Genomic DNA, 25625 nt, shown 5'->3' with positions numbered 1-25625 from the left:
CTCCCTGCCATGGCACCCAGCAAGAAGCGACCGGCCTAAGGCCGACGGGTACTAGGTGTTCTTCACGGGCAGGTTGTAAACGCGTAGGCGCTCGATTGGTGTCTTTCCGCCGATGCCGGTGTGGGGTCGGTGGTGATTGTAGTGATGCAGCCAGTTCTGGTAGGTACTGGCTCGGTCGGCCTCGGATAGATAGGTCTGGGCGTAGGCCCACTCGGTAGCCAGGGTGCGGTTGAACCGCTCGACTTTTCCGTTCGTCTGAGGTTATCCGGCCAATCCGGGTCGCTCGTGGTTTGTGGTCGCGGTGTGGTGGGCTATTTGGCTCGGTTGGAGCGGTGGAGTTTTCGGAGTTGCTCTTCGTGGCGGCGTGTCTTGGAAGCGACGGCTTCTAGGCCGAAGTTGCGGCAAGTGAGGTAGACGGAATCTACGGCTGAGCTCAGATTCTGTCGGTTTGCGGATTGATAATGTAGCCAGTGAATATCGTGTGTCGATTCACAATATGCTTGAGTTGATCTATTACCATTGAGTGGTGGCGAAGCCAGCGCGGATGCACGTAGCCCGAACACCGAGCAAGTATGTGGACAAGGCGGGCAACGTTCGCCGCTATGAGTCGGTCCTGGTGCGCCGCACCTATCGAGACGGCAAGAAAGTCCGCCACGAGACGCTGGCGAACCTGTCCAAGCTGCCCGCCGACGTGATCGCCGCGGTTGAGGGCACGCTCAAGGGCCAGGTGCTGGTGCCGGCCGGGTCTGAGTTCACGATCACCCGGTCACTGCCGCATGGGGATGTGGCGGCGGTAGCTGCGATGGCCCGCCAGTTGGGGTTTCCGGCGTTGTTGGGGCCGGCGTGCCGGTCGAGGGATCTGGTGTTCGCGCTGATCATCTCCCGGGTGATCCAACCGGCCTCCAAGCTGTCCACGCTGGCCTCGTGGGCCGATTCCACCGTGGGGGTCGATCTGGATGTGGCCACCGCATCCACCGACGAGATCTACGCTGCGATGGACTGGCTGGCCGACCGGCAAGACACGATCGAAAAGAAGCTGGCTGCCAAACACTTAGGGCCACAGGCTAATCCCTCGCGGATGGCGTTGTTTGATCTGACCAGTGCCTGGATGACCGGACGGTGTTGCGAGCTGGCCTTGCGCGGGTATTCGAGGGACGGTAAAAAAGGGCTACCGCAAATCGAATACGGCATCCTCACCGATCCAGCCGGCCGCCCGGTGGCGGTGCGGGTGTTTGCCGGTAACACCGCCGACCCGGTCGCCTTCACCGACATCGTCGAGGTGGTGCGCACCCAATTCGGGCTTGATCGGTTGGTGCTGGTCGGTGATCGCGGCATGATCACCTCCGCGCGTATCGACGCAATCCGTGAACTCAATGACAACCCAGACACCGCAACTGGTTTCGGATGGCTCACCGCGCTGCGCGCCCCCCAGATCGCCGTGCTGGCCGCCGATGACGGGCCGCTGCAGATGAGCTTGTTCGATACCCAGGACCTCGCCGAAATCACCCACCCCGACTATCCCGGCGAACGGCTCATCGCCTGCCGCAACCCCGCCCTGGCCGCCCAACGCGCCCGCAAACGCGCCGCCCTGCTGGCCGCCACCGAGATCGACCTGGGCGCCATCGCCGAACGGGTGGCTGCCGGCCGGCTGACCGGAGCCGGCCGCATCGGGGAAGCCGTCGGCAAAATCATCGATAAATACAAGATGGGCAAGCACTTTGAGCGCACCATCACCGACACCAGCCTCACCTACCACCGCAACCAGGCCGGCATCGACACCGAAACCGCCCTCGATGGCATCTACGTGCTACGCACCAGCGTGCCCGCCACCGACCTCAACGCCCCAGGCGTGGTCGTCGGCTACAAGAACTTGGCCCACGTCGAACGCGACTTCCGCAGCATCAAAACCGACGACCTCGACCTACGACCCATCCGCCACCGGCTCACCGAACGGGTCAAAGCCCACGTGTTGATCTGCATGCTGGCCTGCTATGTGACCTGGCACCTGCGCCAGGCCTGGGCGCCGCTGACCTTCACCGACGAACACCCACCCCTACGCGACAACCCCGTCGCACCGGCCCAACGCTCCCAAGCTGCCCAAACCAAAGCCGCCACCCGCCACGCCCCCGACGGCACCGCGCTGCGCAGCTTCCGCGGCCTGCTCACCCACCTGGCGACCCTGACCCGCAACGACATTCGCTACCACGGCACCAACACCACCGTGCCCACCCTGGCCGAATCCACCCCCGAACAGCGCCGCGCCTTCGAACTCATCAAGACCCCCATCCCCCTCCAAGTGGCGTAGCCAGAACAACCGACCCGACAAATCAACAAAACACCAGCTCAATCAGTAAATCCGACCGACAAACCGCCGCAACTTCGGCCTAGGGCGAGGCGGAGCTGGTCGATTTGGACTTGTAGTCCTGTGAGAGTGAGTGCCTCGCGGCCGTGTTGGCGATGTTGTTCGACGATGGCGCGCAGTTCGGGTCGCCGGTAGAGGGTGGCGCGGCCGATGCCGGTGTGGGCGGCCACGGCGTCGAAGGTGATGGGCTCGCCGGTAGTCAGCAGTGCCTGACAGGCGCGTTCAACGCGAACGGCGGGTTCGTCGGTCACGGCGTGTCCGTTTGGTTCATGACCTGGTCGAGGCGTTCGACCAAACGGCGGTGGCGAGTGGCTTCGGCGCCCCAGCCGCGGGCGTCGGCGTCGGCGGCCAGTGCGGCGGCGTCGGCGCGTTGGGTGGCCAGGATCGATAGGAAGGTCGATTCGGTGCGGAAGTTCGGGCAGTGCTCGCAGATGTTGGCGTAGGCGCAGGCTCCTTGGGCGGGGGTGCGCAGGCAATATCCGCCGGCCAGTCGCGCCTTGATCGTGGGGGTGTCCTTCCAGTCATTGCTGCCGTTGCTGATGTCGGTGATGGGCAGCTGGGTGCGCTCGGGCAGCACGGGCCCGAGTTGGGCCTTGGCCTGGATGAGTGCGCGTTCGTAGTCAGCGCGGACGGTTTCGTCAAAGAGCCGCCCGTAGCGCAGGCTCATTTCTGCAGAAACGTGTTTGATATACGGGTGATCTTCGGCGTGTCTGCCGTGATCCAGCGGGGTGGGCGCGGATGCTGGCGGCAGGAGGTTGCCGTGTTCATGCCGTGCCTGGTCCGTCACCATCGTGGGGCGGAGTTGGCCGCGATCACCCTGGGGCATCCGCTGCTGGATGACTACCTGGCCTTCGTTGCGGCACGGGCCCGAACGAACACTTGGCTGGCGGTGGCCTCGGATTTGAAGATCTTCTTCGGTGTGGTTGCCAAGGAACCGACCCAGGTGAGCGCCGCAGATGTGTTCGCGTTCTTGGCGTTTCAACGCACTGCCCGTTTGGGTGAGCGGGTGGTGCGGTTGGAGGACGGCGAGCCGGGCCTGGCGGCGCGCACGATCGCCCGCCGGTTGTCCAGTGTGCGTGGCCTGTATGCCTACCTCGCGGCCCGCGGTGACACCGGCGTAAGCCGCAACCCGGTGCCGACCAGCCTGGCCGCCCGCCGCCCCGGTGCTCGGCGCGGGAAGGGCGGGATGGCGTTGATCCGCACCCCGCGTACGCTGCCCCGGGTGCTGGCGCCAAGCGAGGTCGACGCGCTGCGGGCGGCGCTGCGCACCCACCGCGACCGGGCCATGGTCGAGGCGATGCTGCTGGGTGGACTGCGACGCTGCGAGGTGCTGGGCCTGCGCCTCGACGACGTCAACGCCGGCGAGCGGCGGGTGTTCGTGGCCGAAGGCAAGGGCGGTCGGCAGCGGATGGTGCCGGTATCGGCGCGGTTCTTCGCATCGCTGGGGGACTATCTGGATCAGGAGCGGCCGCGGACGTCGACCGATCGGGTGTTCGTGGTGTTGAAGGGGCCCCGGCGTGGCGAGCCGTTGTCGGCCGCCGGTCTGGACGAGATCCTCGACGGTGCGCGCGCTCGCGCCGGGCTGACCCAGGCGACGTGCCATCAGCTGCGGCACACCTGTTTCACCCGGCTGCGGGAGGCGGGGATGGCACTGGAGGCGATCCAAGCCCAGGCCGGCCACGCCTCGATCGACTCCACCCGCATCTACCTGCACCTGGCCAACGACTGGTTGGAACGGGAGTACCTGCGGGCCGCCGAAGCGATCGAGGCGCAGGTCGTCGCCTCCGGTGAGGCGGCCGAGGCATGAACCGCTCACCAGCACATCGCCCCGACATCGAAGAGCTCGTCGAGGCGTATCGGGCCGACCTGGTTGCGGCCGGGATGTTCGCCGGACATCCGGTGACCTCGGTGGCCCGCACGTTCTTCACCCGCGTGGGTGTGGCGGGCTGGTCTGCGTTGCCGCTGGCAACCCAGTGCGCTTTGCCGCTGAAGGATCGACGGGTGGTTGGTTGGCTGATCGTGACGGGACGGCTGCGGCCCAGCCCGGACTATCTCGTGGCGTGCCGGCCCTACCTCGGCGAAGTCGCCGCCCATCATCACCGCGGATTCCACCAACGGTTCGTCGCGACCTCCACCGAGCTCGGGTTTGATCCCATCGTGACCCGCCTGCAGTGGTCGGCGCTGGCCAAGGTGGCCGCGCTGGCCGGGCTGACTCCCGAGCAGCTGACCCAGCCGGTGATCGATGAGCAGCGAAAAGCGTTGAGTGCCGCGATAACTCGTCACCGACCCGGCAGCCACGGCGCCAAAGCACTGAGCGCGGCGCTGTTCGGTGCGCAGACCACCCTGTTCCACCTCGGCGTCCTCGACAGCGCGCCCCGCAAGACCAGCCCAAACCGCTCGGCTGAGCGGGCCGCCCAGTGGGCGGCGGTTCCGCCGCGGCTGGCGGCCACCCTGACCGGTTACATCGCCCAGACGCGGCTGTCGCTGCGGGCCTCGACGATGGTGCGTGTCGAGGGCGTGCTGCGGGAGTTCGCCGGCTGGCTGGCCGCGAACGCCCCCGAGGTGGTCTGTGTTGCTGACCTGCGTCGGGCACACATCGAGGCCTACAAGCTGCACCTGGCCACCCGTCCTTCGGCGCGCGGCGGCCGGTTGTCCAAGATCAGTCTCGCCGAACATCTCGGCACCCTGCGCACCTGCTTCGACCGGCTCACCGAATGGGACGGCGACGATATTCCCGCCCGCGTGCTCGTGTTCGCCGGCGACCTGCCGATCCGCGACGAGCCGCTGCCCCGCTTCCTCGACGACGCCGCGTTCACCAAGCTGCTGCAGGCCGCGCGCGCCGCCGACGACCCGTTTGTCCGGCTGTGCGTGGAGTTCCTGGCCCGCACCGGCCTGCGTAAGGGCGAATTCCTCGATCTCACAGTCGATTCCGTGGTGCAGATCGGGGCCGCGTACTGGTTGCACGTGCCGCTCGGGAAACTGCGCAACGACCGGTACATTCCGTTGCATCCCCAACTCAAGGATCTCCTCGACGAATGGCTCGCCGCCCGACCCGTCAGCCTGCGCAGCCGCTACCTGTTCGTTGAGTACGGCCAACGCATCGGGGAGGGCCGCGTCGATCGGGCCGTCGCTGAAACCGCGAAAGTGGCTGGCATCGGCCGTGTTTCGCCCCATCGTCTCAGACATACCTTGGCAACCCAGGCGATCAACCGCGGTATGTCGCTGGAAGCGCTGGCCGCGCTGTTGGGTCACCGATCTATGCGGATGACGCTCGTTTACGCTCGAATCGCCGATCGCACCGTCGCCGACGAATACTTCACCGTCAGCGAAAAGGTCGAGGCCCTCTACGATCAGCCGCGCGCACTTCCCGCCGACGCCGAAGGCGCCGAAATGCGAAAGCTCCGCGCCGAGATGCACCGTCGGATGCTCGGTAACGGCTACTGCGCCCGACCCGTCGGCCTGGACTGCCACTTCGAATCCATCTGCGAATCCTGCACCTTCTTTCAGACCACCATCGCCTTCCGGCCCACTCTGCAGGCACAACGCGACGACGCTGCCGAAAAAGGACAGCTCGGCCGCCAGAAAGTGTTCGACGGACTGCTCGCCCGACTCGATCAAACCGCCTCCTGACAAGACGCACTTGACAAGATCACCCGCATAATGGCCGAGCATCGCCATCAGCGCCTGCAGCGACACCCCGCAGTTGATCAGCGCGGTGGCGTAGGTGTGTCGAAGTTGGTGTGGTGTAACGGATTTCAATCCTGCTTCGGTGGCGGCGCGGGCAAGTTCGTTGCGCAGGACGTCCACCGATATGCGGCGCCCCTGATGAGTGAGCAGGAACTGGACCGGCTTGCCGGTGCGTGGGTGTGGCAGTGGCTTGCCGGGCGAGCGGTGCGCGACGATGCGGTCGACCAACTCGAGGGTCTCGTCGTCGATGGGCACCATCCGCTCGGTGTCGAGCTTGCCCAGCGGAACCTTCAACCAGGCCCCGGCGCCGGGAACCTCATGCACACAGTCCAGTTCCAAGTCGAGCAGTTCGCCGATGCGCATCCCGGTGGCGCGCAGCAGCAGTAGTGCGTCGGCGCGCAGCCGGTTCGGCGAGGCGTGCAGCGCCTGCGACAGCCGCCGATCGGCGTCCGGGGGCAGGTAGCGGGGCAGCGCCCTGGGCAGTCGGGGCACATCGCGGGCAAACACGAGCTTGCGGCCGGGCGCCTCGGCCCAGCCCCATTCGTTGATGTCGTCGATTAGCCGCCCGACGGTCAGCACCCGCGAGCGCCGTTCGGAGGCCGACAACACCGCGCCGGTGCGCGGGTTGGTCGCGGCGGCCACGGCGGCTAAGTAAGGCTCAATGTGACGTTGCCGATCGAGGTCGGCCAGGCTGATCAACGCTGGATCGTGGTCGGCGAGGAACTGGGCGAAATGGCCCAGGCGGCTAGCGATGCCCAACACGGTCGATCGGGTGCGAGTGCCCGAGGCGCATTCCAGGTAGGCGACCAGCGAATCAGCCAATCCGGTTGGAACACTGGCGAAGTGACGACGCCACGGCCAACGCAGATGCGCGGTGTTTTTCGCAGTTGGGGTGACCTGCCCACCCAGGTGATACAGAACAGCGCGGGCGGCATACAACGCGGTCCGGTAGTGCTGGAGTGGCCGCTGATGTGCTTGTTCGCGGGCGGTGATCGCGGCGCTGAACTCGGCGATATCGGTATCGTCAAGCTCGGTAAGCGGGTGGCCGGTCTGGATCAGCATGCGCACCGCGACCTGGCTGGCCAGCCCCGCCGCTACCCGGGGTGTGTAGCCCAGTTCGGTTGCTGCGGAAAGGAATCGGGTCACATAACCAGCCAAGGGGCTTGTGTGTGCCTCCCGTAGGATGGCAGCCAGCTTACGTTCGAGCAGATAGTCGTAGCCCGGGCGCAGATATCCGGACAGCATCAGATAATTCAACAGCGGCCGAACCGTCCAACCGGCCGACAACCGCACCGACAGCGGCAGCTCGGCCCAGGCCTGTGGATCGGGCCAGCGGGTCAGAAACACGCGGGCCGTTGCCAGTAACGATCGATTCCCCGCACCACGGGCCGCCAACGCGGCCACATACCCCGACAGCAACTCCTCGCCGCGCGGCGCTGGCCGCCGCGCGGCAACAGCCCCCTCAGTGGGAGCGCTGGCGATCACGGGCGGCATCGTAGGCGGCACGCACATGCGTCGGGGACAGGTGAATGTAGGCGGCCGAGGAGTCGACGTGGTCGTGGCCCATCAGCGCCTGTAGTACCGATAGGTCAACTCCCGCCTCGGCCAGCGCGGTGCCAAACGAGTGCCGCAGCGCATGCGGATGCCCGGCAGGCACCCCGGCCTTCGCCCGGTGGTAGCGAAAGATCGTGCGCAATCCAGCCGGGGTCAGCGGCTCGCCCCGGTTGGGGCCCTTTGCGACCAGAAACAATGTGTCGCAATCTGATTCGGGCCGCTCGGCGAACAGGTAGGTCTGGATCAGCGCGGCCACGTCTGGATCCAACGGAACTCGGCGCTCCTTGTCGCCCTTGCCGATGACCCGTACCCAGCCGCCGATGTCGATATCGCGGACCCGAAGACCCAGCACCTCGGCCGAGCGCAACCCGCAGAACAGCATCAACCCCGCGATCGCGCGATCCCGGTCGGTGCGCAGGCTGCCCACCAGCGCCGTCGTCTCCTTGCGGTCCAGGCCGCGCGGCAACCGCCGAGGCTCCCGCACCCGTAACCGCGAGCGCTGCTTTGGCTTTCGCAGGTGAGCCAGCAGACCGCTAGCCTCCCCGGCTGCGCGGCGTGCCGGACCCCGCGCGGTACCGGGTTGTCCGCCGATCCATCCCGCATCTGCCGATAGGAATACAACCCCGAGATCGCGGCGAGCCGCCGGTTGATCGTCGTCGGCGCGTAGCCGACGTTGCGGCCATCGCGGATCGAGTACACGTTGCCGCCCGGCCGGACCGGCGGCAACGCCGACCGGCAGAACGCCAAGAACCGCAGCAACACCTCCGTGGTGACCTCGTTGACCCCAAGGCGCTCGGCGGCCAGCCACCGCGCGAACGCCAGCAGGTCGAACGCGTAGGCGCGCACCGTGCGCGGCGAGTAAGCGCGATCGGCCAGATAGCTCAGGTAGTCGTTGACCAGATCCATGCCAGCCGGCCCGCCCCGACCAGCGACCAGCGCCCCTGCCGCTCGACTGCACACAACGACTCGACCGTCTGCTCTGCTGCCATGGGACTCACATATGCCTAACGTCTCAACGCAAATCAAGCACCCCAGGAAAAACGGCGTGTCGTAGCCAACAACCAGTAACCATTAGCCGGTTAAGAGAGGACGATAGGGGCGGGTCCGCTTGTGGCAAATCTGGCTTCCGAGGGCATCGGCGAAGGTCTTTGAGCGGTAGCAGTTTCCATTGTCAGTCAGCACTCGCTTGACCACAATTCCGTGCTCGCAGAAGAAGACGTTAGCTCGTCTCCAGAACTCCGCAGCGGTGTCTTTTCGCTCATCGTTGAGGATCTCGGAGTACGCCAGCCGAGAGTGGTCGTCGATGGCGTGGTGCAAATACGCATAGCCCGCCCCGGCCCGGTTGCGTCGGCCTGCCTGGCGTCCCAGCTTGCGGTGGCCCCCGCCGTCAGGGATGCGCCCGAGCTTCTTGATATCCAGATGGACCAGATCCCCGGGTGCGGAGTGCTCGTAGCGGCGTGGCCGTGGCCGGCGCACCGGAAGCCCGCTGACCTGGTCCAGGTCACGCAGCAGCGGCATCCGGTAGCGGCGCAGGACCGCCTCCACCGTCGAACGGGCCAGTCGCAGATAGGCGGCGATGCGATGCGGACCCCAGCGGCGGGTGAAGCGCACCTTGATGATCCGTCGCTCGCGGCGCTGCGACAGCCGCCGCGGGCAGCGGTGCGGGCGACTGGACCGGTCTACCATGGCCTCCGGGCCACCGGCGCGGTAGCGGTCAGCCCACTTCTTGGCCGTCGCCGTCGAACACTGGAACCGCTCAGCCGCCCGCGCGTAGGTCCATCCGTCCTCAACGACACAGCGCGCCAGCCGCAACCGGCCCTTGGGAGTCAACAAGGCATTAGCGTGAGACAGGAGCACCTCTCGGTGATCGGAGTGCCTGTGGTAACCACACCGATACCGAAGGTCCTCACCTACATTGCGCTAGCCACGCCGTTCACAACCTGTCAAAGAGTTACACCTAGGCCGACTCCGTCTGTCGAGGTTAACCGAGGAATCCACGTCGATAGAACGTCAGCGGGAAGTGATCCAGCAGTGGGCCGACGCCAACGGCCACGAGGTCATCGGCTGGGCCGAGGACGTAGACCTTCCCGGGTCCGTCGATCCCTTCCAGGCACCAGCCGTCGGGCCGTGGCTCAACGAACGGGCACCGGAGTTCGACGTGATCGCGGTGTGGAAGCTGGACCGTCTGAGCCGATCCACGATCAGCCTCAACAAGCTGATCGGCTGGTGCATGGACCACGACAAGATCGTGGTGAGCGCATCGGAGGGGATCGACCTAAGTACACCCGTAGGCCGTCTGATCGCCAACGTCATCGGCTTCTTGGCCGAGGGTGAGCTGGAAGCCATCCGGGAGCGTGTCAAGGGCTCCAGGCGCAAGCTCCGGGAGCTTGGACGCTGGCCTGGAGGTAAACCACCGTTCGGATACAAGGCCATCCCCCGCGACGGCGGGGGCTGGAGGCTGGTGATCGACCGCGAGGCAGCCTGGGTCGTTCGTCGTGTCGTGGACGACCTTCTAGACGGCAAGCCGTTGACCCGCATTGCACGGGAACTGACCTCCGAAGGTGTGCCTACCCCAGCCCGGTATTACGCCCTTCTGCGCGGCTCCTGGCGGGAATCACAGGGTGCCGGCGCCTGGGGCACCACCCCGATCAGGAACATGCTGAGGAGTCCGATGCTGCGAGGTTTCGCCCACCACAACGGTCAGATTGTCCGCGACGATCAGAGTATGCCCGTACAGCTCGCCGAGCCGTTGGTCACCTTGGACGAGTGGGAGCTGATACAGGCAGCTCTGGACCGGACCCAGGAGGCCCGAAAGGACGCCAGGCGTACCGAGGCCAGCCCGTTGTCAGGGCTGGTGTTCTGTGCGGGGTTCCGGCATAACCCGGATTGCCCGAACAGGGAGAACCCAGCGGCGTTCTGCGACGACTGTCCCCGGTGCGAGGAACCCCTGCACCATGACTTGAACACGGTCAGGAGGGCGGCCAAGACGTACGAATATCGTTATTACCGTTGCCGATCCCGTGAACACACGATGATCCCAGCCGAGGAGTTGGAGGAGATGGCCGAGGAGGACTTCCTCCGTGAGCTGGGGGACCAGGAGGTCCGGGAACGGGTCTGGGTTCCGGGTGACACAAATGAACAGGCTTTACGTGAGGCTGTGACAGCCTTCGACGAGCTATCGAAGGCTGCTGGCCGTGCTGTCTCAGCGACGGCTAAACAACGGCTACAGGCTCAACTAGATGCACTTGACGCGAGGATCGCGGAGCTGGAATCCGCTCCCACCCAAGAGGCCCGGTGGGAGTACCGGGCCACCGGAGGGACATACCGGGAGGTCTGGGAAGCGGCGGACACGGCTGCCTGCAGGGAGCTACTGCTCAAGTCCGGAATAACGTTCACCGCCCGGGTCGTCGGAGGACGGGGGAGCAATGCGAGGGAGTTCCAGACCCGTATCCCAGAGGAACTGGAGCGGCGAATGGGCATACCTCCTCGACCCCCTCGGGTGCCTGAGCCGCCAGAGCGGTACGGCACTGTGGGCGCTGGTCTTTTCTCGCACGGAGAGGGCTAACGCGGTCGGTTAGACCGGGGTGAACAAAAACGGACTTGTCAGATCTCGGACTTACCACACCTGAGCGAGGCCAAGCGGCTCGCCGTTGGGCTGCGGGTTCTTTTCCATCACACAGCAGACAGGAACCCCCGTGGCTCGCATGCGCTGATCAACCAGCTTGGGCTTCAGGACAGGCTGGCATGGGTGGATACTGCCGGACGACCGAACCCACGGAATCTGTTCCCTGAGTTCGGTCTGATCCAACACGGGATAACCATCGACGACGGTAAAGCGGAACCGCATTATGGTGCGCCACTGGACGACTACCTGCCCGGCCCAATGGGGACAACGATCATCCTGCCTCGGGGTTCTCGGGTGCATTTCGAGATGTGGTGGACGCATCCCGTAGTCAAAGATGTTGACGGGACACTCTTTTCACGCAAGGACTTCGTCCTGGCCCTGGTCGATAAAGAGGGCGGCGCCCACGTCGACCCCGAAATTGAGGAGTCGTACAACAAGATTGCGAACTTCAACTCGCTAGGTTGGACTTACACAGAGGGGCCAGAAGGGAGGCAGCTCATCAGTGCCCCGATTCCGGTCGGCCAGGGTGCGGCACAGAGTACTTCAGCGAACTTCGTACCGAAGCCCCAGGAAGGTTGGACCGATCCAATCCCCCTCACGAACCCGGTTCCTTTGCACGGTTCGCCAAATTGCCCATGAGGTAGTGAAATCAGTTCAAGCCCAGCGTGACAGGATCAAGTGAGTCACCGGCTAGGAGCGTGGGTCAGTAACACGCCGGACGGGGTGGGCGGTTTATCGGCCGGTGCACGCGATGATGGGGTGTGCCTGATGATCTCGATAGCGGCGGGTTGTTCGAAGTTGAGCCCGTCGAGTGGGTAGAAACGGATTCTGCGGCGGCGAAGCCGCCGGTGGACAAGACCTTCCGGCGGTTCGATCCGGATCAGGGGTTGTTGTTGCCGCCGTCGTTGGATGATTGGCTGCCGGCTGAACACCTGGCCCGGTTCATCGCCGAGCTCGTTGATGAGCACCTGGACCTGTCGAGAATCGGCGCCGCTTACACCGAGGGGCGCGGCGGGCCGCCCTATGACCCGCGGCTGATGGTGCGCATCCTGCTCTACGGCTACACCATCGGGGTGCGCTCGTCGCGGGTGATCGAAACCAAATGCGTCGACGACGTGCCATTTCGATGGTTGGCGGCGGGAGCCGCTCCGGATTACCGGGCGATCGCCCGGTTCCGCAAACGACATCTTTCGGCATTGGGGCATTTGTTCGTCCAGGCGTTGGCGTTGTGCCAGGCCGCGGGCATGGTCTCACTGGGCCGGGTCGCCCTCGATGGCACCAAGGTGCGGGCCAATGCCTCCAAACGCAAAGCGATGAGCGACGCCCGGATGTCGGAGAAGGAGAAGGTCCTCGCCGAAGAGGTTTCGGCATTGTTGTTGGAGGCCGAGCGCATCGATAAGGCCGAGGACACCAAGTTCGGCAAGAACCGCGGTGGTGATGAGCTACCTGAAGGTCTGCGCCGCCGCGAGTCGCGCCTGGCCAAGATTCGCGAAGCCAAAGCCGCCCTAGAGGAAGAGGCCGCACAAGCCGCCCGCGTCAAGGCCGAAAACAGCGCCCGCGAACGCGGCGATGACGATGACACTGTCACCAGTAAGGGCGAAGCCGCCGCGCAGCAGGCCGTCCCGAAGCCCAAGGCGCAGCGCAACTTCACCGACCCGGATTCAAAGATCATGCTGACTGGCGATGGGGCGTTTCACCAGTGCTACAACGCCCAGGCCGTGGTCGACGCCGATCATCAGGTGATCGTGGCGACCGACGTGAACACCAACGCCTCTGACGTGGGCAACCTGATGCCGATGACCGAACAGGCCGCCGCCAGCACCGGTGCGACGCCCAACCAGGTCCTTGCCGACGCCGGGTACTGCTCGGCCGATAACCTCGACCAGGCCGCCAGCTATGCCACCGAACATGGCACCGAGTTTTTCATCGCCACCGGGCGCCACCACCGTGGCGACCCACCAGTAGCTTCCCGCGGGAGGATTCCAGCCGACGCCACCGAAAAACAGCGCATGGCCCGCAAACTCACCACGAAGACCGGCCAGAAGGTCTACGCCCACCGAAAGGCAATCGTCGAACCAGTATTCGGTCAGATGGCCACCCTGCAAAACGCCAAACACCTACTGCTACGCGGGTTCGAGCAGGCCCGTGGTGAATGGCTGCTCCTGGCAGCGTGCCACAACCTGCGCAAACTCCACGGCCACCTCGGCACCACCGGACTGGCCGGGCTCGCAGTCAGCTGACCGTCAAGCCACTTGCCTGCCGTGGGGCCTTGAGTATGCATCCCGGGCGTCGAGTGTGCATTCCGGGCGGCGACACGCCGACGGCCGTCACCCTCAGCGCATAGTGAAACCGATCATGTTCTGCGCGCACCACTGGACCCGCACAAACTCTTACCTGACTTGGGCCACTTTTGGAGGATCGGGGTGGTTGCGAGTCGCTGAGCTGGGGTTTTCGGTCGCGGCGGGTCGGAAGGTCTGCACTAATTGAAGTTCTTTAGTGTGCGCTGGTGGCGTATGTGCGCACGGTGAAGACGGCCTCGGGAGCAACCGCGGTGCAGATCGTGTGGTCTTCGCGGCGGGGATCGCGCCAGATTGAGCACCTCGGCTCGGCGCACAGTGAGGCCCAGCTGGAGGCGCTCAAGGCGGCTGCGGCTCAGCGCGTGGCTGCCGGTCAGCAGAGCCTGGACTTGGGACTCGAGCAGGCCGCTGCCGGCGGTGGCCGGCCGCTGGAGATCGTGGGCTCCTGTTCTGAGCACCTGTGGGAGGCGTTGTGTCATGCCTATCGGGTGCTGGGCTTTGATGCCGCCACCGATGGAGATGAGGTGTTTCGGGACCTGGTGGGCGCCCGAATCATCGAACCGACCAGCAAGGTCGATGCGCTGCGGGTGCTTTCGGAGACCGGGGTGGATTCGCCGGCCTATCGGACGGTGAAGCGGCGGCTGCCGATTTTCGCCAAACCCGAATTCCGGCAGGCACTTTCGGCTGCATGTGCAGCGCACGCTGCGTTGGGTCCGGCCAGCCTGGTGCTTTACGACGTGAGCACCCTGCACTTTGAAACCGATGCCGTTGATGGGTTTCGCGAGCCCGGGTTTTCCAAGGAACGTCGACTCGATCCACAGATCACCCTGGGTTTGTTGACCGATGCGACTGGGTTCCCGCTGACAGTGGCTGCCTTCGAGGGCAACAAGGCCGAGACCGCGACCATGTTGCCGGTGATCAACGCGTTCAAGACCGCCCACCGCTTGAGCGAGGTCACCGTGGTCGCTGATGCCGGGATGATCTCTGAAGCCAACCAGGTCGCCCTGCAGGCCGCGGGGTTGTCGTTCATTCTGGGAACCCGGATCTCATTGCTGCCCAACGTGATCGCCGAATGGCGCGCTAAGCACCCGGACGAGGTCATCCCGGACGGGTTGGTGTTAACCCAGCCGTGGCCGGCCACCTCAGCGGAGAAAGCCCGCGGTATCCCGGATCGGGTCATCTACTACCAGTACCGACATGACCGGGCCCGGCGCACCCTGCGCGGCATCGACGAGCAGATCGCCAAGGCCCAGCGCGCCGTGGATGGGCATGCCCCGGTCAAGCGCAACCGCTACATCCAACTCAGCGGTGCGACCAAATCGGTCAACCGCGCCTTGGAGGCCAAGACCCGTGCGCTGGCCGGCTGGAAGGGCTACACCACCAACTTGGTCGAACAACCCGCGCAGTTCGTCATCGACGCCTACCACCAGCTGTGGCGCATCGAGAAGGCCTTCCGAATGTCCAAGCATGACCTTCAAGCTCGCCCGATCTACCACCGCACTCGCGACTCGATCGAGGCGCACCTCAGCGTCGTGTTCGCCGCCATGGCTGTATCGCACTGGATCGAACGCCAAACCGGCTGGAGCATCAAGAAATTCGTCCGCACCGCACGCCGCTACCGCACCGTGCAGATTCGCGCCGGACGACAAATCCTCACCGCCGCCGACGCCCTACCCGACGACCTCGCCGAAGCACTCGCCAAGATCCGCACCGACGGTGCGCACTAATTTGGCCCAAGTCGGGACACGCCGACGGCCGTCACCCTCAGCGCATAGTGAAACCGATCATGTTCTGCGCGCACCACTGGACCCGCACAAACTCTTACTGACCCACGCTCCTAGGCCGTAGGGGTCAAGGTCGCTAGTTCCTCGCGGTGAGCATATGGCGGAACCATTCCGCAAGGCCGAGGGAAGTAGGCTTTGCGCCTGGTGTTGCGTCGTCTGGTCCGAACAAGCGAGGCCACGGTCGCAAGCGCGCCGCAAGGTCAGCCCGGAGGGCTGGCAGGCCCGCGTTGTACGAGTACGACCGCCTCATACACGTCCGACCGACTACGGAACAATGGGAAACGCTTCTATACTGCCACCATGAAGCCACTGCGAGCGGATGAGGACGACCTTCGGGTCACAGCGGCGCGGTGGCACGCCGTAGCGGGAGACCTAGTAGGCGCTGCACCCAATGTTCCGGCTGCCTCTAGTCAGGCCAGCGCCGCAGTTGTCAACGAAATACACGCCGGTGCGGCTGTAACCGAGCAGGCATTCGCGGCACGTATCCGGATCACAGCAATCAAAACCGACGCTGCGGCTACCCTCTACGCCGCCCAAGACGCGGCAGCGGCGACCAAACTGGACGACATTGCGAAGGCGTTGGAGGCGTAATGCTCGCCACCGTCGAATTGCCGACTCTCTCACAGATTCGAGCATGGGACACAGACCATCTCATCGAAGCGGCTGACCACTGGACCGCTACCGCTGATCGATGGGATGACGCATTCTGGCAGGTGTGGAACCAGTCGGCCTCGATGAACTGGGAGGGGCAAGCGCAAGATGCGTTGCTCAACCGGACCACCGCCGACAAGGCTACGGCTAGCGGCAAGTCTGACCAACTACGTGAGGCATCCGGAATCGCACGACGCGGTGCGGGCGATATCGACGCTGCCAAGCGGAGGGTGCTTTACGCCGTCGAGGACGCGCATAACGCCGGTTTCAGTGTCGGTGAAGACTTGTCGGTCACCGACACCCGCAGGAGCAGGACGGCGGCAGAGCTAGCAGCCCGTCAAGCTCAGGCTCAACAATTCGCAGCCGACCTCCGTTCTCGGGCTGCCGAACTAGTCGGGGTGGACCACGAAGTCGCAGGCAACCTCGCCAACGCCGCCGTAGGCATTGGCAATACGACGTTCAACGAACAGCCGATTCACAGCGGCCCCGACGACAAGATCATCAATGACGGTGACGCAGACCGTCGATACGGTGTCCGCCTTGTCGACAACACCTTCAAGCAAGACGGGCCAACGCCGAGCCCGACTCCGACGCCGGCCCCTCCTCCTGCCCCGGATTTGGGGCCAATTCAGAGGCAGCTCCAGGACCAGCAGAAGCAAATAAACGACATTCAGCAGCAGTTACACAAGCCGAGCGAACCGACGCTTGGGGGACTGGGAGTGGCTTTTGGCACAGGGTGCGCGGGTGGCGCCCTCGCGACGTCGGAAACAGGCCCAGGGGCAATAGCAGGATGCGCGGTCCTTGGCGGCCTCTCGGGCATCGGCTACATACTCGGCAAGATTTGGGAGTAGGGCACATGTCACCTTCACGGACTTCCGCGCCGCTGAAGGCGTTTAACTGGCTCAGCACCAACAGGTACGGGATGGTCTTATCCAGCGCCTTCGTCCTCGCGTTCGCGGGCTTGGAGTGCTACAACTTCTTCAGCACGCACAACGCTATTCACCTCATTTTCGCCCTATTCATACTTGGGATCGTAATCAACGGCTGGGTCCAGGTGTATCGGCATCGAAACGACCCCTCCTGGCCACCTAAGCTCCGATGGGTCTTGCGGGAACGAGCCGAGTAGTTCCAACTCCCAGCGCACAAGGTCGCGCGCCGCTCTCACGTCGGGGTCGTCGGGGTCGAACCCTTCCGCTGCCCGGAGAAGTTGATCATCTTGGAGCAGGCGGCAAGCACCGCTGATGTCGTCCACCGGCTGCAATCCATCGTGGATGCCGCCGACGGACCTTCGAGTGAAGGGCTCGCAAGGCCAGCCGGTAGCTGCGCCTGAGGTCGGGGACTGCGGCAGTACCGTGCTCTGCTCACGTCGCTACTCAAGTCGCGGACACTGCCCGATGAGGAGGAGACTGCCGGCACCGGGAAGATGACCCGTAGCCAGCTCGGACGCCCTGGAGCACAAGCCCGTTGGGGGAAGGTGGCCCGCTGATGGGACGACCGAAGCGGCGCAACCGAGCGCCGGTCCAGTCAATCGAGACCTTGGCGAACGCCCTGCCGCATCAGCTTCGGAACCCGGACATGGAGCCGAGGGACCGGCTCCCGGCGATTGGAGGATGGCTCCGGGCTCACATGGTGGACCCGGCCCTGGCGCTAGACGTAGCCAACGCTGCGGGCCTGGGGATCGTGGAGTGGTCCAGGAGTCGTCTTTCCGCTCCTGGTGCAGCCGACGAGCACCCGGTCTACCGGAGCTTGTCGGTTGGTCTTCCCGAGCCCCCGTCGAGGGAGACGAGGCCGGACCTGCGTGTCGTGGAGTAGGCGCCATTGGTTCCGGCACATGCCCACCCGACCCTCAGTGAGGAACTGAGCGGATCTCCTCGTTGCACCGATCGAAGGACGACCTCTACCCGGCGTACACGATGAGCACGACGGTGAGGGCAACGATCGCGGCGGTCAAAGCGATGAGCACCAAAGTTAAGACCTCAAGGCGCTTCGAGGACTTCTCGGCTGAGCGTCGGAACCCATCGATGGCCTGGCGTAGCTCGCGGTTGGAGACGATTACCCGACGCGACTCTCGGTCGGGATGCCGATCTCATGGCGCCCCCTGTGTTGCATGTGCCCGACGAATTCCTCGTCAGTTAAATCGGCCAAGACGTCAACTTCCTTCGCCCAACTTGCGCCATCTTGTGCGCGAAGTTGATCGGCCCTCCGCTGCCCGGGCGTTCGGTTCAAAGCGTATGTACAACTCAGTCCGGTTCCGTACCGCTCACGTCGATTATGTGATATGAGGCTCTGAGCTGCGACAACTGAACGCAGACCTTGCGGATCAAGGCCTCGTCAGGGGTGCCAAGGCTGTCGCCACCCGGGACCGCCGCGCGGTGCTTCTGCTCGGGCTTCGAGTATGTGTCGTCCGCGATCAGCCTGCCGGACATTGTCTGGAAAATGATATTTGCGAAGACGAACATCACCCGAAACATCCGTTGATCATGACAGGCGCCCGATCACAATTTGCTCGGCCGACATTTCGATGCGTGACCAGGCTCCGGCGAACTCTGGTTGTTCAGTAAGAACTGTGGTAACCGCGGCCCGAGGCTGTCATACTCGTCAAGTTGCCATGCGTATATCGCCCGCCGGTCTGCCCCGCGGCGGGTCACGATAAGCAGGAAGTCCCCCATGAACCACGCGCGAACACTGCATATCAGCGGAGCGGTCGGTCGCACGGCCGCGGTCCGGTGACGCTGTTTGCCCACCCGAAACGGGTGGTTTCGCCGGTGCCGAACGACGGTTTCGACGACGACTTAGATGCCCATGCCGCGGAGCCCACGCCCGCGAAACGCCCGCCGAGGTGGTCGATGCGCAACTGGCCTGTGCGGTGGAAAGTCGTAGCGATCGCGCTGGTGCCGCTGCTGCTGGCGATGGTTTTCGGCGGATTGCGCATCGCCGGAGCGATGACCGACGCCAGCAACCTGCGGCTGGCCGCGGACCGCGCCGAAGTGGTCCCGGCAATCACCAAGTACATGTCGGCGCTCGATGTGGCGGTGATCGCGACCTCCACCGGGTCTGACGTGGAGGGAGCCAAGAAGAACTACGAGGCCCGCAAGGATGAGCTGCAGGCGCGGCTGGCCGACACCGACGTGGCACCCGACGTCCGGACTGGGGTCGGCACCCTGTTGACCGGCGGGCAGGCACTGCTGGACAAGATCGCGGCGAACAGCATTGGTCTGCGTGACCGGGTGACCATGTATGCGCCGATCCTGCTGACCGCCGAGAACGCGGTCGACGGGTCGGTGCGCGTGGACAACACGCAGATCCGGGCCGCGGCACAAGGATTGAGCCGCGCGATCGGTGCTCGCGGTCAGATGATGATGCAGCGGCTGCTGATCACCCGTGGCGGCGATCTGCCCGAACCCGAGCTGCGCACCTCGATGATCACGCTGGCCGGCACCGAACCGTCGACCCTGTTCGGCATGGCCGAGGTGCTCGGTGTCGGGTCGTCCCAGGCAAAGACGTTGCAGCAGCAGATGGTCCGCCGGATGGCCATCATGTCGGACCCGACCAGCCAGCTGGTCAACAACCCCGAGCTGCTGCGCTCGGTGCAGACCACCGACGCGATCGCCGCGCAGGTGATCAAGGACACCACCGGGTCGGTGACGAAGTCGCTGGAGGACCGCGCCAACAGTCGGCGCGACGCCGCGATCCGCGACGCGGTGCTGGTACTGGCCGCCTTCGTGGCGGCGCTGGTGGTGGTTTGGCTGGTAGCGCGGTCGCTGATCCAGCCGCTGCGGGTGCTGCGCGACAGCGCTTTGAAGGTCGCCCATGAGGACCTCGAAGGCGAGATCGCCCGGGTGCGCGCCGGCGACGAGCATGCCCCCAAGCCGCTGCCGGTGTACACCACCGAGGAGATCGGGCAGGTCGCGCACGCGGTCGATGAGCTGCATACCCAGGCGCTGTTACTGGCCGGCGACGAGGCCCGGTTGCGGCTGCTGGTCAACGACATGTTCGAAACGATGTCTCGGCGCAACCGCTCACTGGTCGACCAGCAGCTGGCGCTTATCGACCGGCTGGAGCGCAACGAGGAAGACCCCGGCCGGCTCGACAGCCTGTTCCGCCTGGACCACCTGGCCGCGCGCATGCGCCGCAACGGCGCCAACCTGCTGGTGCTGGCGGGTGCCCCGATCACCCGCGAACAACGGGGACCGTTGGCGCTGTCGACGGTGATTGACGCGGCAACCTCCGAGGTGGAGGACTACCGACGGGTGGAGACGGCGACGGTGCCCGACTGCACCATCACGGGCGCCGCGGCGGGCGACATCGTGCACATGCTTGCCGAGCTGATCGACAACGCGTTGCGCTACTCGCCACCCACCTCACCTGTGCGGGTTTCCGCGGTGTGGCACCGCAACGGCGGGGTTCTGGTGCAGATCGTCGACTCCGGGCTGGGCATGACCGACGGAGATCGCAGGATCGCCAACATCAGGTTGCGTGCCGGCGGCGAGGTTACCCCCGACAATGCCCGCCACATGGGTCTTTTCGTGGTGGGCCGGCTCGCCGACCGACACGGCATGCGGGTGCGGCTGCGCAGCTCGGCACCCGAAGGCAGTTCGGGGACGACGGCCGAGGTCTACCTGCCACCCAACGTGCTCGTCGGCCTGCGTGGCGCTCCGCCGCCAGCGAGAACCGGTGTCGCGTTTTCGCGGGGACCGGCGGCTGCGGAGACAACCCCTGCGCGGGCTGCTCGCCGTGCGCACGACGCGGAACGTAGCGCAACCGTCGCCGCCGAGCCGTCGGACCGCAACGGGTCCCACGCGACCGGGCCACCGGGGGCGCTGCTGCCACGCCGCAAGCCTGGCTCCAGCGGCATCACCGGCGTTCCCGCTCCGCCCACCGCAGCCGGCGGGCGGCCCGAAGAGTTGCCGCGGCGTGAGCAACCTGCCACGCGGCTGGCGCAGACCGACCAGGAGTCGCCAGCGGAACAACCCGCGCCCGGACGGGTTTCGGACACCTCGGCCTACTTTTCGTCACGCTCGGGGGCCGCGCGCGCCGACGATGCGGCCGCATCGGGGTCGGGGCGGGGGCAATCCCCGCCGACCAACGCGGCCCGGGTGCTGAAGACCGCGACGCAAAGACCGCCGCTGCGAAGTTACCCACGCCGGCCAAGGGGCCCGAGGAAGACGTGATTTATCAACGGATGCTGTCGGAGTGGCTGGTCGATCCGCATGACTTGGCCCGCAGCGCCGACCTGGACTGGAAGTCGGTCTGGGATCACGGGTGGTCCACAGCAGCCGAGGTCGAGAACGTGCCCGTCCGGTCGCGCACCGCTCATGGCCTTCCAGTACGGGAACCCGGTGCCCGGCTGGTGCCCGGAACCGCGGTGCCGGATGCGGCACCACAGCAGACGTCACAGGCCAACGGCGCCGTGGCACCATCCAACCGCCATGGGCGACACCAGAGTGACCAGGACCACGGGGTAGCATCCAACGGCGGATTTCACTCGGGTCGGCACCAGGCTTCACCGCCGGACCCCGAGGCGATCCGGGCCTCCATGAGCAGCCACTTCGGCGGTGTGCGCGCAGGCCGGTCGCATGCCCGTGAGACAACCGAAGGATCCGATCACGAATGACGTTTTCTTCTGGCCCGTCCTCCGACAATTCGTTGGGTTGGTTGCTGTCGAACTTCGCCCGTGAGGTCCCCGGGGTGTCGCATGCGGTGCTGGTGTCCGTCGACGGTCTGCTGATGGCCGCCAGCGAACATCTGCCGCGGGAGCGTGCCGATCAGCTGGCCGCGGTGGCCTCGGGATTAGCCAGCCTCGCGACTGGCGCCGCCCAGTTGTTCGAGGGCGGTCAAGTGCTGCAGTCGGTGGTCGAGATGCAACACGGTTACCTGCTGCTGATGCGGGTCGGTGACGGCTCGCATCTGGCAGCGCTGGCCGCAACCTCGTGCGACATCGGTCAGATCGGTTACGAGATGGCCATCCTGGTGGAACGGGTGGGCGGCGTGGTGCAGTCGTCCCGACGGGCATCGTTATCCTCGTGAGCCGCGATGGACAGCCGCGAGCCGCCGCCCCGCGCGCATGAGGCGAGTCTGGTCCGCCCCTACACGCTGACCGCTGGACGGACCAGCCCCAGCGTCGAGTTGCCGCTGGAAGCGCCGGTGCAGACGCTGCGATCGGCCCTGTTTCACCAATGGCCACCACACGATATGCGGGGCAAAATCATCCAGCTTTGCACCAAAAGCCCCTCGGTCGCGGAAATCTCGGCGCGCCTGGATGTGCCGTTGGGCGTCGCGCGGGTCCTGGTCGGCGATCTGGTGACCTCCGGCTACCTTCGGGTGCAGCCGACGCTGAATGACCACTCCACTCAAGACGAACGCCGTGAATTGATAGGAAGGACGCTGCGTGGCCTACGAGCACTCTGAGAGGCGCAACGCCGCCTCGACGAAGATCGTCATCGCGGGCGGCTTCGGGGTCGGCAAGACGACGTTTGTGGGCGCGGTGTCGGAGATCATGCCGCTGCGCACCGAGGCGATGGTCACCGACACGTCCGCCGGCGTCGACATGCTGGAGGCCACGCCGGCCAAGCGCACCACCACGGTGGCGATGGACTTCGGACGGATCACGCTGGATGAGGATCTGGTGCTCTACCTGTTCGGCACGCCGGGCCAACGCCGGTTCTGGTTCATGTGGGACGATTTGGTGCGCGGCGCGATCGGCGCCGTCATCCTCGTCGACTGCCGGCGTCTTGAGGACAGCTTCGCCGCCGTCGACTTTTTCGAGCACCGCCGGCTACCGTTCCTGATCGCGGTCAACGAATTCGACGGGGCGCCAAGGTATCCGGTTGACGAAGTGCGCAAAGCGCTGACACTGCCCGACCACATCCCGGTGATCAACATCGATGCCCGCGACCGCCGCTCGGCGACCGACGCGCTCATTGCGGTGAGCGAGTACGCGCTGGACAGTCTCAGCGCTTGAGTCTTAGCGCTTGATCCGGATGTGCCACCGGACGTAGCCGGCGTAGAGCACCGACAGCACCGCGAGCATGGCCATGTCGAACACGTAGATGTGCTTGGAGTGTTGCCACCACCTGTCGTCGGTTGGCACCTGCGGAACTTTGACCAGGTGCGGGAAATCGATTGACGACGCTCCAGCGGCGAAGCCCCAACGCGCGGGCGTCACAAACGACAGCTGGTTGAGACCGAACCGGCCGGTCACCGGAATGCCCATCCCGCCGCAGAGCACCAGTTGCGACATGATCGACACCACCAGCAGTGGCATGATCTGCTCGTTGGACTGCGCAAGAGCAGACAGCAGCAGGCCCAACATCGCCGACGCGACACAGGTCGCGGCGACGGTGAGGAAGAGCGACAGCGTCGCGCTGTCGAAGAAGGGCGGATGCGCGGTGGGCGCGCCCTTGCCGAGTCGAACGATGAGGGTCGCGATCGCTGCCTGGATGGTCGCGAAAACCGAGAACACGAGAACCTTGGCCAGCAGGTAGGCCGTGGTGGACAGGCCCACCGCCTGTTCTCGCCGGAAGATGGGGCGTTCACCGATCAGGTCGCGGATGGTCAAGGCGGTGCCCATAAAGACGGCCCCGATGTTGAGCAGCACCATGATGTACTGGGGCTGAGTAGGTGCGGGGCCGGTGGGGTCGGCAAAGCCAAGTCCCGGTTTGGGGCCTTTCACGGTCAGCGACAGCGCGCCCATGAGGAACGGCAATACCGCCAGGAACACCGTGTATCCACGGTCGGAGATGACGAGGCGAACCTGGCGCCGCGCAACCGTCGAAAGTTGGCGCCATCTGTCGGTGTGCACCGGTTCGCCCAGATCCCCGGGCTCTGCCGCGACCCGCACCGGCTGCTCATGCCGTTGCTTGGCTCGCTCCAGGAAGCGCCGGTTGGCCTCGTCGGGGTCGGCGCCCACCTTGGCGAAGATTTCGGCCCAGTTCCGGGTGCCGAACGCCGACTCGACCTGGTCGGGAGGGCCGCAGAACGCCGTCTTGCCGCCCGGGGCCACCAGCAGAATCTGGTCGCACACGTCGAGGTAGGACACCGAGTGCGTCACCACCAGCACGACGCGGCCGGCGTCGGCAAGCTGGCGCAACATCAGCATGACTTGACGGTCCAGCGCCGGGTCCAGACCGGAGGTGGGCTCGTCGAGCAGCAGCAGCGACGGCTGGGTGAGCAGCTCCAGCGCCACCGACGCGCGTTTGCGCTGGCCCCCCGACAGCCGGTCCACCCGGGTGTCAGCTTGCTTGGTCAGGTCGAGCTCCTCGAGCACCTGGGCGACGACCTGAGCGCGTTCCTCTTTACTGGTGTCGGGCGGTAGCCGCAGTTCCGCGGCGTAGCCCAGCGCCTGGTTGACGGTGAGCTGGCGGTGCACGACGTCGTCTTGCGGAACCATCCCGATTCGGCTGCGCATGGTCGCGTATTCGCGGTGGATGTCGTGGCCTTCGAAGGTGATCGCGCCTTGGCTGGGCCGGGTATACCCGGCGATCAGCCGCGACAGGGTGGTCTTGCCCGCCCCGGATCCACCGATGATCGCCGTGAGCGTGCCCGGGCGCGCGGTAAACGAGATGTCGTCGATCAGTTCCTTGCCGTCGACCCTGAAGTGGACGCTACTGACCTCCAGGCCGCCGGTGCGGGTCGCGGCCTCGGTCCGGCGGATCAGGGTGCCGTCGCTGAAGACCAGGTCGACGTTGCCGATCGTGACCACGTCGCCCTCGTTCAATACCGCGGAGCCCACCCGGACCCCGTTGACGAATGTGCCGTTGATGCTGCGGGCGTCGCGGATTTCGGTGCCCAGTGGCGACGGCACCAAAAACGCGTGATGGCGCGATGCCAGGACGTCCTGGATGACGATGTCGTTGTCGGTGGCGCGACCGATTGTCAGGGACCCGGCCGGCTTCTCCGGCGTTGCGGCGCCGGGCCGCAACGCCTGGATCATCTTGGTCGCCAGGTTCGACACTTCCGGCGGCTTGGTGGCGGCCGGGGCCATCTGGGTCTTTGGTGCGGCCGCAGCCGGGGCCGGTTGCGGTGAACTGCCCGCATAGGCGGGTGGCTGCCCACCGCTGCCGGGATACGCGGGTGGACGCTGCCCGCCGGGCGGATACATCGGCGGGCGCGGCGGCGGAGGCGTAGGTGCGCCGGGGTGCGCCCGCAGCGGCGCGGACTGCGGTGGCCACGACCCGCCGGGCTGTCGGCCGGGCGGGGGAGGCGCGAGCCGCGGCGGGGCCGCGGACGGCTGCACGGCGCGCATCGACGCGGTTTGGGGCGGCCGCCCGGCCAGGCCCTGGTGCCGGCCCACCTCGAAGGTCAGTCGCGGCCCGTCGGGGTTGCCGATGTTGATGCTCTGGCCGTCGTGGATGTCGACCACCGGAACCCGGCGGCCGTTGACGAAAGTCCCGTTCAGTGAGCCGTTGTCGATCGCCAGCCACCTGCCCTGGTCGTAGCGCAACAGCAGATGTGCACGCGAGATCAACGGGTGGGTAATGCGCATGTCCGCGCGCAGGTCGCGCCCGACGACCACATCATGGCCGGGCGCGAACGTGCGCTGTGACCCGTCGTATCGAACGGTAAGCACGGGCGGCGCTGCTTGACCCATCGCACCAACTGTAGCCGGTTGATTCACCGGCTCACTGTATCTGTTGTGCCGGGGCCGGTTTGGATGCGCCGAAGCG

General features: G+C 65.6%; 21 protein-coding genes and 3 pseudogenes. 15 read left to right on the top strand and 9 right to left on the bottom strand.

The genetic code is table 11. The annotated features are described in order from the left end of the window. Window positions 1-51: 51 nt before the first annotated feature. Window positions 52-261 (bottom strand): annotated as a pseudogene (locus MHEC_RS19115) (integrase core domain-containing protein); the annotation flags it as partial. Between the two features lie 283 nt (window positions 262-544). Here MHEC_RS19115 and MHEC_RS19110 point away from each other — a divergent pair. Continuing rightward, window positions 545-2305 carry an IS1634 family transposase gene (locus MHEC_RS19110; protein ID WP_201399658.1) on the top strand — a complete coding sequence of 587 codons (1761 nt, stop codon included), beginning with the start codon at window positions 545-547 and terminating at the stop codon, window positions 2303-2305. A gap of 38 nt (window positions 2306-2343) precedes the next feature. On the opposite strand, the gene MHEC_RS19105 is transcribed toward MHEC_RS19110, so the two are convergent. Next, window positions 2344-2613, bottom strand: coding sequence for a hypothetical protein (locus tag MHEC_RS19105; protein ID WP_201399614.1), 270 nt, complete (start codon window positions 2611-2613; stop codon window positions 2344-2346). After that, window positions 2610-3029, bottom strand: coding sequence for a hypothetical protein (locus MHEC_RS19100; RefSeq protein WP_200902221.1), 420 nt, complete (start codon window positions 3027-3029; stop codon window positions 2610-2612). Before MHEC_RS19100 ends, MHEC_RS19105 begins: the two co-directional genes overlap by 4 nt. A gap of 99 nt (window positions 3030-3128) precedes the next feature. Between MHEC_RS19100 and MHEC_RS19095 the strand changes: the two genes are divergently transcribed. Together MHEC_RS19095 and MHEC_RS19090 are read left to right on the top strand one after the other, a co-directional pair. Then, window positions 3129-4169 carry a tyrosine-type recombinase/integrase gene (locus MHEC_RS19095; protein WP_048893843.1) on the top strand — a complete coding sequence of 347 codons (1041 nt, stop codon included), beginning with the start codon at window positions 3129-3131 and terminating at the stop codon, window positions 4167-4169. After that, entirely contained in the window at window positions 4166-5992 is a 1827-nt protein-coding gene (locus MHEC_RS19090) for a tyrosine-type recombinase/integrase (RefSeq protein WP_048893842.1), read from the top strand. The genes MHEC_RS19095 and MHEC_RS19090 overlap by 4 nt, the downstream gene beginning before the upstream one ends. Before the next feature lie 87 nt (window positions 5993-6079). Here the strand turns inward: MHEC_RS19090 and MHEC_RS25130 are convergent. Next, a pseudogene (locus MHEC_RS25130) lies at window positions 6080-6541 on the bottom strand (tyrosine-type recombinase/integrase); the annotation flags it as partial. 171 nt (window positions 6542-6712) lie between these two features. On the opposite strand from MHEC_RS25130, the gene MHEC_RS24530 reads away from it, so the two are divergent. Further along, window positions 6713-7231, top strand: a complete 519-nt coding sequence (locus MHEC_RS24530; protein WP_236591512.1) for a hypothetical protein — start codon at window positions 6713-6715, stop codon at window positions 7229-7231. Window positions 7232-7511: 280 nt separating this feature from the next. Here the strand turns inward: MHEC_RS24530 and MHEC_RS24525 are convergent, their stop codons facing one another. From MHEC_RS24525 to MHEC_RS19075, 3 genes and pseudogenes are all read right to left on the bottom strand, one after another. After that, complete coding sequence (locus tag MHEC_RS24525) at window positions 7512-8069, bottom strand: tyrosine-type recombinase/integrase (RefSeq protein WP_236591511.1); 558 nt, start codon at window positions 8067-8069, stop codon at window positions 7512-7514. Further along, window positions 7985-8509, bottom strand: coding sequence for a site-specific integrase (locus MHEC_RS24520; RefSeq protein ID WP_236591489.1), 525 nt, complete (start codon window positions 8507-8509; stop codon window positions 7985-7987). Before MHEC_RS24520 ends, MHEC_RS24525 begins: the two co-directional genes overlap by 85 nt. Before the next feature lie 168 nt (window positions 8510-8677). Then, a pseudogene (locus MHEC_RS19075) lies at window positions 8678-9454 on the bottom strand (IS481 family transposase); the annotation flags it as partial. 121 nt (window positions 9455-9575) lie between these two features. Here MHEC_RS19075 and MHEC_RS19070 point away from each other — a divergent pair. The 6 genes from MHEC_RS19070 (at window position 9576) to MHEC_RS19045 (ending at window position 16811) form a co-directional block, all read left to right on the top strand. Continuing rightward, a complete protein-coding gene (locus tag MHEC_RS19070; protein WP_082170041.1) occupies window positions 9576-11168 on the top strand; it encodes a recombinase family protein in 1593 nt (530 codons plus the stop codon). A 183-nt stretch (window positions 11169-11351) separates the two neighbouring features. Beyond that, on the top strand, window positions 11352-11867 hold the full coding sequence (locus MHEC_RS19065) for a hypothetical protein (protein WP_142358665.1): 516 nt from the start codon (window positions 11352-11354) through the stop codon (window positions 11865-11867). Window positions 11868-12076: 209 nt separating this feature from the next. Next, entirely contained in the window at window positions 12077-13468 is a 1392-nt protein-coding gene (locus MHEC_RS19060; protein WP_435870360.1) for an IS1182 family transposase, read from the top strand. Window positions 13469-13734: 266 nt separating this feature from the next. Next, complete coding sequence (locus tag MHEC_RS19055) at window positions 13735-15252, top strand: IS1634 family transposase (protein WP_048893889.1); 1518 nt, start codon at window positions 13735-13737, stop codon at window positions 15250-15252. 357 nt (window positions 15253-15609) lie between these two features. Continuing rightward, window positions 15610-15900 (top strand): hypothetical protein, encoded by a 291-nt coding sequence (locus MHEC_RS19050; protein WP_048891818.1) that lies wholly within the window; start codon window positions 15610-15612, stop codon window positions 15898-15900. Next, window positions 15900-16811 carry a hypothetical protein gene (locus MHEC_RS19045; RefSeq protein ID WP_053094005.1) on the top strand — a complete coding sequence of 304 codons (912 nt, stop codon included), beginning with the start codon at window positions 15900-15902 and terminating at the stop codon, window positions 16809-16811. The genes MHEC_RS19050 and MHEC_RS19045 overlap by 1 nt, the downstream gene beginning before the upstream one ends. 1389 nt (window positions 16812-18200) lie before the next feature. Here MHEC_RS19045 and MHEC_RS19040 read toward each other — a convergent pair. Beyond that, on the bottom strand, window positions 18201-18431 hold the full coding sequence (locus MHEC_RS19040) for a hypothetical protein (RefSeq protein WP_048891821.1): 231 nt from the start codon (window positions 18429-18431) through the stop codon (window positions 18201-18203). Window positions 18432-18725: 294 nt separating this feature from the next. Here MHEC_RS19040 and MHEC_RS19035 point away from each other — a divergent pair, with 294 nt between their 5' ends. The 5 genes from MHEC_RS19035 to MHEC_RS19020 are packed head-to-tail and all read left to right on the top strand — an operon-like array spanning window position 18726 to window position 22921. Next, window positions 18726-21131, top strand: a complete 2406-nt coding sequence (locus MHEC_RS19035; RefSeq protein WP_236591510.1) for an ATP-binding protein — start codon at window positions 18726-18728, stop codon at window positions 21129-21131. Next, entirely contained in the window at window positions 21128-21574 is a 447-nt protein-coding gene (locus MHEC_RS25125; RefSeq protein WP_414018101.1) for a hypothetical protein, read from the top strand. Before MHEC_RS19035 ends, MHEC_RS25125 begins: the two co-directional genes overlap by 4 nt. Then, window positions 21571-21987, top strand: coding sequence for a roadblock/LC7 domain-containing protein (locus tag MHEC_RS19030; RefSeq protein ID WP_048891822.1), 417 nt, complete (start codon window positions 21571-21573; stop codon window positions 21985-21987). Before MHEC_RS25125 ends, MHEC_RS19030 begins: the two co-directional genes overlap by 4 nt. A gap of 6 nt (window positions 21988-21993) precedes the next feature. Then, window positions 21994-22368, top strand: a complete 375-nt coding sequence (locus MHEC_RS19025) for a DUF742 domain-containing protein (RefSeq protein WP_048891823.1) — start codon at window positions 21994-21996, stop codon at window positions 22366-22368. After that, the gene (locus MHEC_RS19020) at window positions 22349-22921 is read left to right on the top strand and encodes a GTP-binding protein (protein ID WP_048891824.1); all 573 of its coding nucleotides are present in this window, start codon (window positions 22349-22351) and stop codon (window positions 22919-22921) included. The genes MHEC_RS19025 and MHEC_RS19020 overlap by 20 nt, the downstream gene beginning before the upstream one ends. Window positions 22922-22924: 3 nt before the next feature. Here the strand turns inward: MHEC_RS19020 and MHEC_RS19015 are convergent, their stop codons facing one another. Continuing rightward, a complete protein-coding gene (locus tag MHEC_RS19015) occupies window positions 22925-25549 on the bottom strand; it encodes an ATP-binding cassette domain-containing protein (protein ID WP_048891825.1) in 2625 nt (874 codons plus the stop codon). Window positions 25550-25625 lie beyond the last annotated feature (76 nt).

The sequence above is a fragment of the Mycobacterium heckeshornense genome, assembly GCF_016592155.1.
Taxonomy (GTDB): domain Bacteria; phylum Actinomycetota; class Actinomycetes; order Mycobacteriales; family Mycobacteriaceae; genus Mycobacterium; species Mycobacterium heckeshornense.
Note: the sequence above shows the minus strand (reverse complement) of the source record. Positions and strands in the feature narration are given on the sequence as shown.

Excerpts from the sequence above, each read along its gene's own strand:
- MHEC_RS19110 (WP_201399658.1), top strand. The coding sequence starts at position 545 with ATGCACGTAGCCCGAACACCGAGCAAGTATGTGGACAAGGCGGGCAAC.
- MHEC_RS19100 (WP_200902221.1), bottom strand. The coding sequence starts at position 3,029 with ATGAGCCTGCGCTACGGGCGGCTCTTTGACGAAACCGTCCGCGCTGAC.
- MHEC_RS19095 (WP_048893843.1), top strand. The coding sequence starts at position 3,129 with ATGCCGTGCCTGGTCCGTCACCATCGTGGGGCGGAGTTGGCCGCGATC.
- MHEC_RS19090 (WP_048893842.1), top strand. The coding sequence starts at position 4,166 with ATGAACCGCTCACCAGCACATCGCCCCGACATCGAAGAGCTCGTCGAG.
- MHEC_RS24520 (WP_236591489.1), bottom strand. The coding sequence starts at position 8,509 with ATGGATCTGGTCAACGACTACCTGAGCTATCTGGCCGATCGCGCTTAC.
- MHEC_RS19050 (WP_048891818.1), top strand. The coding sequence starts at position 15,610 with ATGAAGCCACTGCGAGCGGATGAGGACGACCTTCGGGTCACAGCGGCG.
- MHEC_RS19045 (WP_053094005.1), top strand. The coding sequence starts at position 15,900 with ATGCTCGCCACCGTCGAATTGCCGACTCTCTCACAGATTCGAGCATGG.
- MHEC_RS19040 (WP_048891821.1), bottom strand. The coding sequence starts at position 18,431 with ATGTTTCGGGTGATGTTCGTCTTCGCAAATATCATTTTCCAGACAATG.
- MHEC_RS19030 (WP_048891822.1), top strand. The coding sequence starts at position 21,571 with ATGACGTTTTCTTCTGGCCCGTCCTCCGACAATTCGTTGGGTTGGTTG.
- MHEC_RS19025 (WP_048891823.1), top strand. The coding sequence starts at position 21,994 with ATGGACAGCCGCGAGCCGCCGCCCCGCGCGCATGAGGCGAGTCTGGTC.
- MHEC_RS19015 (WP_048891825.1), bottom strand. The coding sequence starts at position 25,549 with ATGGGTCAAGCAGCGCCGCCCGTGCTTACCGTTCGATACGACGGGTCA.